Annotated in this window: 9 protein-coding genes; 4 read left to right on the top strand and 5 right to left on the bottom strand. The window is 73.5% G+C overall.

Translation table 11 applies throughout. The features are described from left to right. Positions 1-38 precede the first annotated feature (38 nt). The gene (locus ACIBSW_RS22535; protein WP_354727908.1) at positions 39-1,250 is read right to left on the bottom strand and encodes a hypothetical protein; all 1,212 of its coding nucleotides are present in this window, start codon (positions 1,248-1,250) and stop codon (positions 39-41) included. Between the two features lie 93 nt (positions 1,251-1,343). Between ACIBSW_RS22535 and ACIBSW_RS22530 the strand changes: the two genes are divergently transcribed. Further along, entirely contained in the window at positions 1,344-2,054 is a 711-nt protein-coding gene (locus ACIBSW_RS22530) for a helix-turn-helix domain-containing protein (protein WP_354727906.1), read from the top strand. Here ACIBSW_RS22530 and ACIBSW_RS22525 read toward each other — a convergent pair. Next, complete coding sequence (locus ACIBSW_RS22525; protein ID WP_354727904.1) at positions 2,036-2,611, bottom strand: dihydrofolate reductase family protein; 576 nt, start codon at positions 2,609-2,611, stop codon at positions 2,036-2,038. The two genes, ACIBSW_RS22530 and ACIBSW_RS22525, sit on opposite strands and share 19 nt — an antisense overlap. 84 nt (positions 2,612-2,695) lie before the next feature. Then, positions 2,696-3,253, bottom strand: a complete 558-nt coding sequence (locus ACIBSW_RS22520; protein ID WP_354727902.1) for a hypothetical protein — start codon at positions 3,251-3,253, stop codon at positions 2,696-2,698. Positions 3,254-3,412: 159 nt separating this feature from the next. Between ACIBSW_RS22520 and ACIBSW_RS22515 the strand changes: the two genes are divergently transcribed. From ACIBSW_RS22515 to ACIBSW_RS22505, 3 genes are read left to right on the top strand one after another with little or no spacing between them, the layout of a single operon-like run. Further along, positions 3,413-7,069, top strand: a complete 3,657-nt coding sequence (locus ACIBSW_RS22515; RefSeq protein ID WP_354727900.1) for a CHAT domain-containing protein — start codon at positions 3,413-3,415, stop codon at positions 7,067-7,069. Next, a complete protein-coding gene (locus ACIBSW_RS22510) occupies positions 7,066-7,356 on the top strand; it encodes a hypothetical protein (protein ID WP_354727898.1) in 291 nt (96 codons plus the stop codon). The genes ACIBSW_RS22515 and ACIBSW_RS22510 overlap by 4 nt, the downstream gene beginning before the upstream one ends. After that, positions 7,353-7,985, top strand: coding sequence for a hypothetical protein (locus tag ACIBSW_RS22505; protein ID WP_354727896.1), 633 nt, complete (start codon positions 7,353-7,355; stop codon positions 7,983-7,985). Before ACIBSW_RS22510 ends, ACIBSW_RS22505 begins: the two co-directional genes overlap by 4 nt. A 2-nt stretch (positions 7,986-7,987) precedes the next feature. Here the strand turns inward: ACIBSW_RS22505 and ACIBSW_RS22500 are convergent, their stop codons facing one another. Next, positions 7,988-8,488: a DUF4265 domain-containing protein gene (locus tag ACIBSW_RS22500; protein ID WP_354727894.1), complete on the bottom strand. Its 501-nt coding sequence runs from the start codon at positions 8,486-8,488 to the stop codon at positions 7,988-7,990. 19 nt (positions 8,489-8,507) lie between these two features. Next, positions 8,508-15,686, bottom strand: a complete 7,179-nt coding sequence (locus tag ACIBSW_RS22495; RefSeq protein WP_354727892.1) for an RHS repeat-associated core domain-containing protein — start codon at positions 15,684-15,686, stop codon at positions 8,508-8,510. Positions 15,687-15,692: the final 6 nt, after the last annotated feature.

Genomic DNA, 15,692 nt, shown 5'->3' with positions numbered 1-15,692 from the left:
AGTTTCGGTAGCGGTCCCGCGCCGGCCGACGGGGCGGATCACCAGTTCTTGTGCTGCACCTCGCCGAGGCCGCAGAACGTGCAGCCGGGGTTCAGGAAGTCGGCCGCGCGGCGGAACTCCTCGTCGCCCAGGTGCCACCGCAGCCACGCGGTGATGATGTGCTGTGCGTTGCGGGTGGCCATGATGTGGTCGGTGCCGCGCAGCACGTTCATCCACACCGGTACGCGGGTGGCGGTGTAGTCGCGCCGCACGTTCGAGGTCGCGAAGTCGTCGTCGCCGCCGATGTAGAGGGCCGGCCTGCGCAGGTTGGCCGGGCCGTTGCCGTCGAAGGAGCCGCCGGCCACGTGGATCGTGGTCGCCAGCCGCGGCTCGGCCGCCACGTCGAAGGTGCCGATCGAGCCGCGGGAGTGGCCGCCGAACGCCACCTCGGCCAGGTCGAGCCGCTGGTACAGCGGGCCGCCCGCCCGGCGGTTCTCGCCCTCGAGCCAGTTCAGCGCGTCGACCATGTAGTCGCCGCTGCTGGAGGAGACCTCGCTGTAGACGACGAAGCCGTGCGAGGCCCACTGCCGCAGCATGTCCTCGTAGGCGGCGGGATCGCTGCCCGCGCCCGGCCCCCAGACCAGGATCGGGTGGTCCAGGCCGTCCTGGCCGAGGTTCGACGGGCGCACCAGCCACCCGTCGTCGCCGGGCCCGGACGTCTGGTCGACGGTCACCGCGAACGGGCCGGGCCGGGTCACGTCGCTGACCGGGGGCAGCGAGCCGCCCGGCGGCTCGGTACCGCCGCCGTCGGCCCGCACGAGCACGTCGTCCACGGTCAGGGTCTCCAGCGCGCTGCTCGCGTCCAGCGAGAAGCGGAGCCTCAGGTCACTGCCGTCGACCGACGACGGCAGGTCGAACACCGCCGCGCCCGCGGCGGTACGGTTCGACTCCAGCACCGTGAACGCCCCGCCGTCGGCCGAGTACGCCACCGTGAAGGACTCGCCGGAGTCCAGCCCGGACGTGGTCCGGGTGTACGACACCGACAGCCCGCGATGTCCGGTCAGGTCGATGGGCGCGGACGTGAGGGTCGCGTCGGTGAACAGCGATCCGGCCAGCCGCGCGGCGCCCCCGGTCGCGGTGACGGAACCGGCCGGGGCGAACGACCCGAGGCCGCCGGAGAAGTCCTCGCTGAAGACCGGCGCGGCAGCGAAGGCGGGAGGTGCGATGAGGACGACGAGCACGCCGAGGGCCGTCGCGGTGCTTCGGATCATGTCTGGCATCCCTCCTGATCGGTCTCCATCGATCAGAACAGCGACCCGCGCCGTCGGGACCGGCGAAATCGCCAGCGGCGTATCCTTCGGCGCGTGGGGCTGCGGTTCGAAACGCGTCGTTCCGATTCCGCGTGGGTCGACGCCGTGTGGACGTGCGCCAGCGATCAGGTCACCGCGATGACGTCCGTCGCGGGCGCGCGGTGGGGCCTGGTGTTCTGGGAGCAGGACGGTCGGGCGTACGCGGACGTCACCGGTCCCGAGACCCGGACCGGCACCGCGCCGGTGCCGGAGGGCGCGACCTTCACCGGCATCGAGTTCGCCGTGGGTACCTCGCCGCGGGCCATGCCCATGGCGGCGCTGGTCGACGGGGGCGTCGAGCTGCCCGACGCCACGCGGCGGACGTTCCGGCTGGACGGCGGGCGCTGGGAGACCCCCGGGCCCGACGACGCCGAGGCCCTGGTGGAGCGGCTCGTCCGGGCCGGGATCGTGGTCCGTGACCCGCTCGTCGCCGACGTGCTGCGCGGGCACCGCCCGGCCGTCTCGGGGCGCACCCTCGAGCGCCGGTTCCGCGCCGCGACCGGGCTGACCCGGGGCGCGGTCCGGCAGATCGAGCGGGCCCGCACCGCGGCGGAGCTGCTGGCCGGCGGCGACCCGGCCGCCGACGTCGTGGCCAAGCTGGACTACTTCGACGAGCCGCACCTGGCCCGGGCGCTGCGCGCCTACGTCGGGCGCACCGCCGGGCAGCTGCGCGAGGGCGACGGCGGCGCGATCGCCCTCGGCCTGGATCAGCGCCTGACGTCGTAGACCAGCTTCAGGATGCCGTTCTTGTAGCTCTCCGACTCCCGCAGCGCGAGCATGTGCTTGTCCCGGTCGGCCCGGTCGAACAGGCTCTTGCCGGCGCCGAGCAGCACGGGGAAGACCAGCAGGTGGTACCGGTCGATCAGGCCCGCCTCCGCCAGCCGCCGGGCCAGCTCGGCGCTGCCGTGAATGAAGATCGCGCCGCCGTCGCCGTCCTTGAGCGCGGCGACGTCCGCGGTGGACCGCAGGATCGTCGTCGGGCCCCACCCGTCGACGAGGGCGTCGTCGGGCAGCGTCGCCGACACCACGTACTTGGGCAGCTCCTTGTAGCTGGCGTGGTCCTCCGAGCCGGGCCAGATCGGCGCGAACGCCTCGTAGCTGCGCCGGCCGAACATCAGTGCCGTCGTGTCGGCGAGCTCCTCGCCCTTCAGCGACCAGGCCTCCGGGACGAACTCGAGGTCGTTGACCACCCATCCGCCGCTGCGGTGCCCCTCCGCCGTACCGCCGGGCGAGTCCACGACGCCGTCGAGCGACATGAAACCGGTGTAGACCAGGTCACGCATTGTGCTGTCCCCTCATGCTCGGTGAGTTACCGGATCCACGGTAGATCGCCACCGGCCGGCCGTCTTGGACGGAAACGACAAGAGTCAGCCCAGGCCGGCGCAGTCCCCACGGCTGTCGTCGATCCACGGCGTACCGCGGACGGCCACCGGGAAGATCGTCCGGACTCGCTCGTCCGCCGTCTCCACGCTGACGGACGCGGCGAGAGCCGCGGGCTTCTCCGTGGCGCAGTCCCACTCGACCACCACGTCGACGGGGAACGCCGTACCCGGCGCGACCTGGCGTTCCCGCTCGGGGCTGCGCACGGTGACGCCCGGCTGGTCGACGCGGACGGCGAGGACCGCGATCGGCTCCGGCCCGGCGTTGACGACCATCACCTGGGCCTCGACGCGGATCCGCCGCTGCTCGCTGTGCACCGTCGTCAGGCTGGGTTCCGTGAAGATCAGTACCGACACCGCGGACCTGCCGGCCCGATCCGCCCGCTCCGCCGACGCCGCCAACGGCCGATACCCCACGAAGTACGTCGCGACGCCGCCAAGCACCACGCCGGCCAGCAACGACCACACCGCGACCAGGACCAGCGCCCGCGCGGGGGCGGGTCGCGCTGTTCTCGGTGCGGGTGCCGGCCGGTCCAGATCGATCACTGCCCACCCCGTCCCTTCGAGTACCGGCGCAGCCTATCCATCGACGGCCACCTAACCCGATCGGGTGATTGGTTTGGCGGGTCGGAGGTTGACCGTGATCATTGGACGGTGATGGGCTGGTCGCGATTGGTGACCGTTGCGGACGGGAGGCTGACGCGGGTGGGTGTCGTGCTGCGGTTGACGCAGGCCGCGGCGGGCGACGGCCGGCATCTGGTGACGACGCGGGTGACCGGGCCGCCGGGATACCCGGAGGCGTCGGCGACGAGCCGGTTCGAGCTGTCGATCACCGACGAGGACCGGGAGCGGATCCGCTGGTACCTCGAGGACTTCCTGGAGTATCCGCTCGACCCGGCGCCGGCGATCGCGGCCGGCGTGGAGGGCCGGCTCGCCGAGATCGGCACCCGGCTGTTCGACCTCGCCTTCGCCGGCGAGGAGGCACGCGAGCTGTGGGCGGGCCTGCGGGGCGTGCTGCACACCGTGCGGGTCGAGGTCGCCTGCGAGGTCGACGCGGCCGCGATGCTGCCGTGGGAGCTGCTGCGCGACCCGCGTACCGACCGGCCGGTAGTGCTGGAGGCCGCCGAGTACGTCCGGGTCAACGCCCAGCCCGCCAAGCGGGTGCCGCTGCCGGCGGCGGACGACGCCGGGCGGCTGCGGGTGCTGCTGGTGATCTGCCGGCCGGGCGGCGGCGACGACGTGCCGTTCCGCTCGGTGGGGGCGCTGCTGCTCAAGACCGCGCAGGCCCGGGAGGTCCTCGACCTGACGGTGCTGCGGCCGCCGACGTTCGCCGCGCTGGCCAAGGTGCTGGAGCGGGCGCACGACGCCGGGCGGCCGTTCCACGCGGTGCACTTCGACGGGCACGGCACCTACCTGCCGTCGAGCCGGCTCACGACCGGCGGCGGCGTGCCGACCGGCGCGGCGATGTACGGGCTGCTGTCGCCGCTGCGCGACGGCACGCACGGGTACCTGCTGTTCGAGGATCCGACCACGAAGAACAACCAGCAGCTGGTCGACGGGCCGGCGCTGGGCGCGCTGCTCGCGCGTACCGGCGTGGGGGTGCTGGTGCTCAACGCCTGCCGCTCGGCGTACGCGGAGGCCGCCGATCGGCCGCGCACCGATCGGGGTGACGATGTGCACGCGCTGGTGCGGGGGTATGGGTCGTTCGCGCTGGAGGTCAGTGACGCCGGGGTGGCCGGGGTCGTGGCGATGCGGTACAGCGTCTACGTCGTGACCGCGGCGCAGTTCGTGGCCGACCTGTACGCCGCGCTGCTCGGCGGGCGGTCGCTGGGCGGCGCGGTGTCGGCGGGCCGGCGGCAGCTGGCCGCCCAGCCGAACCGGTCGATCGCGTTCGACCCGCGGCCGTTGCAGGACTGGTCGGTGCCGGTGGTCTACGAGACGGCGCCGATGACGCTGCTGCGGCGCGCGGCGCCGGACGAGGTGCGGATCACGGTGGGCCGGCCCGGCGCCGGGACCGCCGACGCCGGGACCGCCGGGCTGCCGGCCGGGCCCGAGGTCGGGTTCTTCGGCCGCGACGAGACGCTGCTGGCGCTGGACCGGGCGTTCGACACGGACCGGATCGTGCTGCTGCACGCCTACGCCGGGAGCGGGAAGACGTCCACCGCGGCGGAGTTCGCCCGCTGGTACACGGCGACCGGCGGGCTCACCGATCCGGCCAGCGGTGTGAGCGGGCCGGTGCTGTTCTCGTCGCTCGAGCACCACACACCGCTGGTGGCGCTGCTCAACCAGCTCGGCGCCGCGTTCGACCGCGTGTTGCAGGCCAACGAGATCCAGTGGCTGAGCCTGTCGGCCGACGAGCGGCGGGAGGTCGCCCTGCAGGTGCTGGCGCAGGTGCCGGTGCTGTGGATCTGGGACAACGTCGAGCCGGTCGCGGGGTTCCCGGCCGGGACACCGTCGGCGTGGACCGCCGATGAGCAGCGCGAGCTGCGGGACTTCCTCCAGGCGATGTCGCGGACCCGGGCACGGGTGCTGCTGACCTCGCGGCGCGACGAGCGCGGCTGGCTCGGGAACCTGGCCACCCGGGTCCCGCTGCCCAGGATGCCGATGCGGGAACGCATCCAGTTCACCCAGGAACTCGCCGCCCGGCACGCCCACCGGATCACCGACGTGGCGGACTGGCGGCCGCTGCTGCGCTACAGCGACGGCAACCCGCTCACCATCACCGCGGTCGTCGGGCAGGCGCTACGCGCCGGATACACGACCAAGGAGCAGATCGAGGAGTTCGTGGCCCGGCTCCGGGCCGGCGAGGCCGACCTGGACGACGTCGACGAGGCACAGGGCCGGTCACGGTCGCTGACCGCCTCGCTCACCTACGGGCTGGCTGCCGCGTTCACCGAACAGGAGCGCGCCAAGCTGGCGGTGCTCGGCGTGTTCCAGCACACCGTCGACGTCGATGCCCTCAGGGCCATGGGCGACACACGCATCCCGTCGCCGGTGCCGGCGCTGGCCGGGCTGACCCGCGAGGCCGGGATCAGCCTGCTCGACCGGGCGGCCGAGATCGGTCTGCTCACCGCCCTCGGCGGCGGCAGCTACGCGATCCACCCCGCGCTGCCGTGGTTCTTCCGCCAGCTCGTCGCGCTCGAAGAGACCCCGGACACGGCGGCCCGAATGCGCGCCGCCTACATCTCCGCCATCGCCGAGCTCGGCAACGCCTATCTCGGCTGGTACGTCGAGGGCCGGGCCGAGGTGGTCCGTGGACTGCGGGTGGAGGAGGCGAACCTTCTCCACGCCCGGTCCCTGGCTCGCGCCGCCGGGCAGTGGCTTGACGTCATCAAGTGCATGCAGGGCCTGCGCGCCCTCTACGGACAGGCCGGGCGCGACGCGGAGTGGGCCCGCCTCGTCGACGAGCTCGTGCCGGACCTCGTCGACCCGGACACCGGCGGCCCCCGGCCCGGCCTCACCGAGGAATGGGGACTGCTCACCGACTACCGGATCCAGATCGCTCACGACGGCCGGGACTGGCCCGCGGCGCTCCGGCTGCAGCAGGCCAGCGTCGAACACAGTGAACGAGAGGCCGCCACGGCGCTCGCCACCGCCCCGGAGCAGCGCACCAACGCACACCGCAACCGCATCCGCACACTCGCCGCCGACGAGCAGGCCCTCGGGAGCATCCTGCTCGCGCAGCTGGATCCCGGCTGCGTCGACAACTACGAGCGCGCCGCCGACCTGGCCCGGGCCTCCGGCGACCGCCAGGCAGAGCGTGTCGTCGTGTTCAACCTCGGCCACGCTCACCTGGGAATCCCGGCGCTGCGGGACCTGGATCGTGCGGAACACTGGTACCGCCTCGCGCTTGAGCTCACCGACGACGGCGACCGTCTTCACAAGGCCCGCGCGGTCGGACAACTCGGCGGGGTGGCGCACCAGCGGTTTCTCGATGCGGCTGCGGCGGGGCAGCCGAAGGCGGTACTGGTGGAGCACCTCAACGCCGCCGTGGCCGCCTACCGGCAGGCGCTGGACCTGCTTCCCGCCGACGCGAAGCCGGACCTCGCAACCAGCCACCATCAGCTCGGCGTCATCTACACCCGCGCCGGCAGGTACGACACCGCGCTGACCCACTACCAGCAGGCCATCCGCCTCAAGGAGATGACCGGCAACAGATACAGCGCCGGGCTGACCCGCCACGCGGTCGCGGCCACGCTCATGCAAGCGGGCAACACCAGCGACGCCATGCTGTACGCCCGCGCCGCCCTGGCCGACTACGCGTCCTACGGCGCCGGCGCCGACGACGACATCGAGGAGGTAGGGCAGCTCATCGCCGCGCTGGAAGAGGACGCCGACCCGACACCGACCGGAGCATCATGACCAGTGGAAAGCCGTACCGGCCGGAGCCGGTGCCCGGGTGGGGTGACGCCGTCGCGTCCTGGCCGTGGGAGCCCTGGCTGGAGCACGACGTCCAGCTCGGCTGGCGCAAGGCCGGCGCCTGCCCCTACTGCGGGCACACCATGACCGTCCACCAGAGCAGGCAGCGGTACGCCGCCCCGGAGTGGAAGCACGCACAGTGCAACTGCGGGCAGGCACACAAGGGCCGCCCGTCCGACGAACCCGTCAAGGGCTGTGGCCAGCACGCCGACATCCTGGCGGCGTCATGACCGGACAGTCGCGCCCGCACGAGCCCGGCCCGCCCGACGAGCCCGAGTGGAACAAGGCCGCGGTCGCCTTCGCCACCGAACAACTCACCCGGGTCCGGGCGTCGGCGACCGCCTGGACCGGCACCGTCGGCACCCTGCTCGGCCTGTTCGGCGCGGTCGCCGTCGTCGGCGGCGGCACCACGAAGCTCGCCGACGTGCCGAGCCCGGCGCTGCGCTGGGTCATCGTCGGCCTGGTCGCGGTCGCCGGTGCGCTGGCCGGCGCGTCCGTCGTGACCGGGGTCCGGGCCGCGCAGGGCGCCACCCTGCGCACCTCCGACAACTGGTCGGGCAGCGCCTACCGGGCCGCCGTCGTCCGCAACACCGACGACGCGCTCAACTGGCTGCGGTGGGCCAGGTGGACCGGCCTCGGCGCCGCGCTCACCGTCTTCGCGATCGGGCTCCTCGGGCTGATCAGCGTCGCCGCCCAGCCGAAGAAGACCACCACGACGACCGTGGTCGTCGTCGACCAGGCCGGCAACGCCAGCTGCGGGTCGATCGGCCGCGCCGCCGACGGCCGGCTCACCCTGAACGGCACCCCGGTCGGCACCGTCCGCGACATCACCCCGGTCACCGCCTGCCCGAGTCCCTGACGCTACGCGTCCCACCAGCGGTCGGTGGCGCAGCCGACCTCGTAGCGCCACCAGCCGTTCGACTCGCCGTCCTCCAGCACCTGCTTGAGGTCGCGGAAGTCGGCGTCGGCCGGCACGTCGAGGGCGACCAGCGGCAGCTCCGGGCCGAACACCTCGCCGCCGAGACCGAACCGCGCGAACTCCGCGTGCACGGCCGAGGCGCTACCGCCGAGGGGCCCGGCGCGCTCCGGCAGCACCCGGATCACGCAGTGCCCGGAGGCCCGCACCCTCCCCCGCGCCCAGCGCACTCCTGCGGCGTCCGTCTCGAACCGGACCACGTCGCCCTGCGCCACGCCGTCCTGCAGGAACGGCACGTTCTCCACCCGGGCCGTGTCGGCGGTCAGCTCCGTCGCCCACAGGCCCTCGGTGTCGTAGGGCGGCCACCCCTCGCGGGGCGCGAACCTGAACCAGATCTTGACGGCGCCGCGCGCGGGGCGCTCGTGCACGTCGGACGCGGAGGTCATGCGCATCATCCTCCACCGCCTATGGTCCGAGTTTCACGAACCACGGCGGGACGAACGGGCTGGGGACGCCCGGCGGCAGGTTGACCGGGGCGTCCCGGGGCCCCTTCGAGGGGTTGCAGAACCAGCAGGCCGGCGTGATGTTGGGGTCCGTCAGGTCGCCGCCGCGCACTCGCGCCGTGACGTGATCGAGGCTGTTCGCCGTGTTCGTCCGGCAGTAGGAGCACACCGGCGAGGGCAGGTTCGGGTTGGCGCGCACGCCGATGTTGTAGTCCTGGAGCATGCCGCCGGTGATGCGCTTTCCGGCGCCGTTGCCGCCCGCCGAGCCGGCCGGGATCTCGTAGAAGGGCTGGCGGCCGGCGATGGTGCAGCCGATCGGCGTGTTGATGTTGTGCACCAGGACCGCTGCGCCGTTCGCGACGACGTAGAACGTGTGCTGCCCGGCGACGGTGAGGTTGTGCACGGTGGTGTGGCGGCTGCGGTCCGAGACCGCGGTGACCTGGACGTAGGTGCCGGACGAGGTGCGCAGCAGGTCGCCGTCCGCCAGGTCGCCCGCCTCGGCCCAGCGGTGTTCGCGCGGCAGCCAGAACGGATGCCCGGCCGTCGCCGTGATCGGCTTGCCGCCGGCCACGGAGATGTCGACGAGGTCCTTGTCGCCGGTTCCGGCGATCGACGTCGTGACGGTGGCCGCGACCGGCGTGGCGTCCGGGTCGTTGTCGGGTGCCGCCAGCACGCGATCGCCGGGCCGGACGTCGGCGATCCGCCTGCGACTGCCGTCGGCCATCAGCACCTGGGTGTCCGGCGCGAAGCTGTTGGACATACAGCCGGCGGCCTTGGCGCCCTTGCCGAGCCGGGCGAAGACCGCGCCGGCCATGCCGGTGGCGCAGCCCAGCGCCGCCGCGCCGCCGACGCCGCCCCAGCCCCAGTCCACCTTGCGGCCGGACAGCCGCTGCCCGGCGAAGTCGAGCAGGCCGTCGCTGAATCCGCCGACGAGGCAGCCGACCAGCAGCGGGTTGTTGCCCGACGGGTCGGTGGCGTTCGTCGGTGAGTTGCCCGCGTAGGCGTACAGGTTGAGGCCGCCGGCCTGGCCGATCGGGTCCTCGCTGATGAACCGCTGCAGCTCGGGGTCGTAGTAGCGGGCCCGGTGATAGGAGAGCCCGAAGTCGTCACGCTCCCGGCCGGTCCAGGAGAACCGGTTCGTCGTCGCCTCGCCGGTACGGGTCTGCACCCCGTGCGGGTCGTACGCGTACTCGGTGCGCAGCGCGCCGGCCGGGTCACCGAGCGCCACTGTGGAGCCGGTCAGGTCCGTGAGATAGGTCCGCAGCCCGCCGGCGTCGCGGCGCGAGAACCACTCGTCGGTGCCGCCGGCCAGCAGGTCCGTGGTGCGCGCGCCGGAGCGTTCCTGAACCGGGTCGGTCCCGTCGCTGACGGTGGTGGTTCCGGCGGCGCCGACGATGCGTTCCGCCCGGCGGCCGAACGCGTCGTAGGTGTACAGCTCGGCGGACTCGGGCCGGCCGACGCCGGTGAGCTGGCCGCGGTTGTTCCAGTGGTAGGCGGTGTTGCCGTGGCCGACCAGGTTCCCGTCGTCGTCGTAGGTGAGCGAGTGCCCGCCGGCGGAGGTCAGCCGGTTCGCGGCGTCGTACTGCAGTCCGGTCCGCGCGGCGGGCAGGTCGATGCGGGCCAGGCTGCCCTCGACCGCCGTGACCCGGCCGGCCGCGTCGTAGGTGTAGGTCAGCGTGCCCTTGTCCGCACCGCCGTGCCGGTAGGTCAGGCCCAGCACCTGACCGGCGGCGTCGTAGCGGGTCACCCGGCTCCAGCCGCCGGGCAGCCGTACCGTCTTCGGGCGGCCGGTCGCGTCGCGCTCCTCGACCTCGACCACGTCGTCGCCCTGCTCGATCCGGCGCAGCGTGTCGTCGTCGTCGTACGCGTACCGGGTGACGATCCGGCCGTCGACCTTGAGGGTCTCGCGGCGGTCGACCGGGTCGTAGCCGTAGGCGACGCTCGGTCGCGACGACTGGATGCCGGTGAGGCGGTCGAAGCGGTCCCAGCCGAGCGTCGTGACCTCGCCGCCCGCCTCCGTGATGGTCACCGGCCGGCCCACCGCGTCGAAGGCGTGCGTGACGTTCGCGGCGCCGGCCGTGCCCTTGCCGTAGGTGATCTCGGTGGTCCGGCGCACCGGATCGGGCACGACGCCGGTGACGCGCCGGCCCCGGGACTCGAACCGCTCCACCCGCCCGGCGCTGTCGTACTGCCAGGTGTCCGCCTTGGTCAGCGGGTCGGTGGCGGTCCGGACCCGGTCGGACGGGTCGTACTGCCAGGAGGTCCGGTTGTTGCGGGCGTCGGTGATGCCGGTGAGGTTGCCGTTCTCGTCGTAGTCCAGCCCGGTGGTGGCGCCCAGCGCGTCGGTCACCTGCTTGACCTGGTTGAGCGAGTCGTACCGCAGCCGGGTCTCCGCGCCGGCGGCGTCGGTGACGGCGATCGGCCGGCCGGCGGCGTCGGTGAACTGCCGCACCACCCGCCCGAGCGGGTCGGTCACCGAGGCCAGGTCTCCCCCGCGGTAGTCCAGCGTGGTGACCTTGTCCGCCGGGTCGGTCACGGTGCGGACCTGGCCGGCCGAGTTGTAGGTGAGCCGGGTGATCCGGTTCATCGGGTCGGTGACGGTCTGCAGGTCGCCGTCCTGCTCGTAGGTGTAGCCGGTCTTCTGGTCGCCGAGGCCGTGGAAGAACAGCGGCTGGTCGTACGGTCCGCCGTAGACGTAGTGCGCGACGCGCCGCCGGCCGTCCTCTCCCTCCAGCTCGTAGACGTCCTCGAGCCGGCCCTGCGCGTCGTAGTCGAGGCGGGTGCGGCGGTTCAGCGGGTCGACCACCGCGGTGATCTGCTGGTGCGCGGACCGCTCGTACCGGGTGGTGGCCTGCGCCGCGGTGCCGTACGCGGCGGTGTCGCTCACCGCCGCGCCGGCGGCGTTGAACTCGACCCGGCGCACCGAGCCGTCGGGCTGGGTGACCCGGGTCGCGGTGACCTTCCCGGCGCCGTTCAGCTCGTACGCGAACTGGTAGACGACGCCGCCGGGCAGGGTCTGCTTCTGTACGCGGCCGTTGGCGTCGTACTCGTTGTCCAGGTAGGTGATGCCGCGCGCGTCGGTGGCGGTCTTGAGCCGCTTATCCTCGTCGTAGGTGTACCGGGTGACCTTGCCGGCCGGGTCGGTGACGGTCTCCAGCAGCCCCTGTCCGTTGTAGGTGTAGGCGACGGCGCGGCCGGCGTTGTCGGTGGCGGACGTGATCCGGTTCCGGTTGTCGTGGGTGAAGCGGATCCACCGGCCGTTCGGCGACGTGACCTGCTTGAGCCGGTTGCCGTCGTAGCTGAGGCTGATCTGGTTGCCGTTGCGGTCCCGGACCGCGACCAGGTTGCCGTAGAGCGGGACGGCGAAGACCATGCCGTCACGCCGGGTGAGCACCCAGCCGCCGCTGCCGCCGAACGCCGGGTCCTTGGCGTACCTGACCCGGGCGCCGAGCCACTCGCCGGTGGTGTCGACCGCCTCCAGCACCACCTTGTTGAACTTGGTCTCCGCGTTGACCCGCGCGAAGTGCACCTTGCGCCCGCCGGGCAGGTAGAGATCGACCTCGTCGTACTGGTCCTCGGAGTGGAAGAACATGCCGTACTGGCCGAGCCAGCCGACGCCGAAGTCACGCCGGTCGTCGTCGGCCTGCCAGTAGTTGCGGGTGACCGCGATCGGGAACGTGTCGCTCACGGACAGGTCGGTGTGCGAGTCGGTGAGCTTGCCGGTGGCCAGGTCGACCGGGTCGCCGTCGAGCCAGTCCAGGGCGTCGGAGAAGATCGATTCCAGCCAGGCGGGCCGGCTCCCCGAGTTGAACATGGCGCCGGTGAAGGACCAGACGCGCGTCTTCGCGTCCGGCACCACCTGGCGGCCGTCCGCGCTGACCTCGCCCCGGCCGTACACGTGCCAGCCCTCGCGCTCCGGGTCGTAGTTCCAGAAGTCGACCCGGGTGTGCGGGGCCAGCTTCGTGTAGTTGGGGTAGATGATCTGGGCGCCGTCCGGGAACACCGAGGCGCCGCCCGGCTGCACCGTGAAATAGGTCGGCACGATGCCGTTCTCCGGCAGCGGGAACGGGGCCCGGTCCAACGGGATCGGCGTGATGCCGAGCTCGTGCACCACGTTGCCGGCCCGGTCCCGGATCACCGATCCGGCGGGGATGCGCACCTCGAGGCCCGGGATCTTCGGCGTGGTGAGCACGAGGTCCTTCGCGATCGGCGCGTCGACCCGCACCATGTGCTCGGTGTCGAGGCGCTGCATCCAGACCGTGTAGGGCAGCACCGTCGTGCGCCCGGCCCGGGTTGTCACCTTGATCTCGAAGACGCCGTAGCGGTCGGTGCCGGTGCTCGCCGCAGTGCCGTCCACCACCAGGACGGCGTCACCGGCGGGCACGCCGGAGAGCAGGAAGCGGCCGTGACGGTCGGTGGTGGTCCGCACGCCGCCGATGGCGGCGCTCGCACCGGCCAGCGGCGTTCCGTCCAGCTTGAGCATGTGTCCCGAGACCGCGGTGGTCCCGGCCCGAGCGCGCAGCGGATCGGGCGCCTCGGCCGGTTTGCGCCGGGCCAGCCAGCTCGCGCCGGCGAGATTGGCCTCGTCCGGCGTCCAGGTGGTCGGGTCCGTCCCCGTGGGCGGGCGCGGCGCGGCGGGGAGCGCGGCGGGCGTCACGGCGCCGCCGCCGGAACCCGCGGACCGCGTGGCCAGGGCGAGGGTCAGCGCTCCGACGCCGGCCTGGTTCGGGTTCAGGACCAGCAGGTAGGTGCCGCCGGCCGGGTCCGGCAGGTCGGGCAGGTCGGCGCCGGTGAGGTTACGCAGATCGACCTTGCCCAGGTTGGCGCCGGCCGGGTCGTAGAGCGTGGCCGAGGTGTAGGACGGGAGTCCGTTGGCGGAGACGTTGAGCCGCAGCAGCCGCTGAGCGCCGGTAGGGCTGAAGGCGAGTCGGGCGTTCTGGCCGCGCCGGGCGAACGTCACCGTCGCGGCGGCGCCGCCGACGGCCAGGGTGCCGCCGTCCAGCTCCGCGCTGAGTGACACCCGGGCGGTGCCGGTCGCCGCGTTGGTCGGTGCGACGACGACCCGGTACCGGCCGGGCCCGAGCGGCGGCAGGTCGAGCTCGCGCACGGCGCCCCGTCCCACCGAGACCCGGTCGCCGATCTGCCGGCCGTCCGGCCCGTACACGTATCCGTAGACGGACACGGACAGGGCGTTGTCGATCAGGACGCTCGACCGCTCGCCGTTCGCGGCGTCGAAACCCACCCCCGCGTCCTGACCCGCTCGCTGCACGGTGACCGCGACCGCGTCGCCGTCGCGGGTGACGGTGCCCCCGTCGACCTGCGCCGAGTGCGTCACGGTGATCGCGCCGGTACCCACGGCGTCCGGCGCCACGACCACGCGATAGCGGCCGGTGGCGGGCAGCCGCTGCAGGTGTATCGCCCCGTTGTCCCTGGCGGAGAGCCGCTCCTTCACGACCCGCCCGTCCGGGTCCTCGACCGGCAGGTCGTCCGGCCCGAGAAGGGTGACGTCGGCGCCCGTGGTCAGCGTGTTGCCGGTGAGGCCGAGCCCGGCCGTCTGCCCGGCGACGCCGTCGAACCAGGCCTCCGCGTTCTGGCCCGCCCGCGTGATGGTGGCGGTGCGCGCCTCGCCGCCGCGCGTCACCTCGCCGGCGCTCGCCCATCGCGAGAGCGTGACCGTGACCGAACCCAGCGCGGCGCCGCCCACGTCTATCACCACCCGGTACGCGCCGTTCATCGGCAACGCCGTGATGTCCAGGCTCTTGGTGCTGCGGGCGGAGAGCACCCACCGCGCACCGACCGGCTCGCCGGTGGGGCCGGCCAGGAAGACGTCGGCCGAGTTCGGCAGGTCGTTGCCGGTGAAGCCGAGGCTGACGGCGTCGCCCTGGTCGGCGTCGAAGCTGAGCTGGACGTCCTGCCCGGGCAGGCTCGCCGCCGCCGCGACACCGTCACCGGTCGCGGTGAGCTCGCCGCCGAGCGGCTCGCTGAGGCTGACCGAGAGGCCGCCGGTGCCGGTGGCGCTGCGCGGGTCGATGACCAGTGCGTACGTCTGCCCGGCGCGCAGGCCCCGCAGGTCGAGGTCGAACGGCGAGGTGTGCGCGTCCGACCCGTCCGGCACGTCGAGGCCGTCGGGTGAGATGACGCGGGCACTGACCGAGCCCGCGAGGGTGGCCGCCAGGTCGCTGACGCCGACGGACAGGTTCTGCCCGACCGGCGCGTCGAAGAGCAGCACGGCCACCTTGCCGGCCGTGTCGATCCGTACCGCGGAGGTCCGGCCGATCTCGGCGCGGGCGTACGACTCGATCGTCGCGGGATCCACAGTGGCCGGCGGGACGAAGAAGTCCGCGGCGCTGGTCGCGGTGCCGCGCGGGCTCGCCACCTGTACCCGCCCGCCGGTCGCGCCGTCCGGCACCCGGAACCGCAGCGTGGTCGCGGTCGCCGCGACGAGGTTGACCGCCTGCCCGCCGAGGGTCACCACGTCGTTGCCCAGGGTCGGGTCGAAGTTGCGCCCGGTCAGCGTCACCTCGGTGCCGGCCTGGCCGCTGGCCGGCGTCATGGCCGTGATCTCCGGCCCGCCCGGCAGCACCCGGAAGGACGCGCTGTCGGCGGTGGAGCCGGCGGCGGCGACCCGGATCGCGCCGGTGGCCGCGGCCGCCGGTACCACGACCGTCAACGACGTCGGCGACGCGGACGAGACCGCCGCCGTCGCGCCGCCGCTGAACATGACGGTGTTGCCGGCCGCGGCGGCCGCGAAGCCGGTGCCGGTGATGGTGATGCTCGCGCCCGGCGGCGCCGCGGCCGGCACCACGCTGAGGACGGAGAGCCGGCTCGACGGGAACCGGTCGACGCCGACGGTGTTGCCGGTGGCGTCGTAGGCGTACCGCGCGGTCTCGCCGCCGGGCTGGGTCACCCCGACCAGGCGCCCGGCGGCGTCGTACGCGTAGCCGGCCGGGCCGGGCGCGGCGAGCCGTGCCTGGCGCACCGAGGCGGGAGCCGCCGCGGGAGCGGCCTGCGCCGGCTGCCCGCCGAGCCGGGATGGCGCGGCCGCGAGGGACTCGGCCGGTGACAGTGAGGCGACGAGTGTGCCGGTCAGCACAAGTGCGAGGGCGCGGCGCACGGTGGACTCCCCGATCGACGGCAGCATGACGAC

It is taken from the genome of Actinoplanes sp. NPDC049668, from assembly GCF_044465445.1.
GTDB lineage: Bacteria > Actinomycetota > Actinomycetes > Mycobacteriales > Micromonosporaceae > Actinoplanes.
The sequence above is the reverse complement of the archived record's forward strand: the minus strand, read 5'-3'. Positions and strand labels throughout refer to the sequence as shown.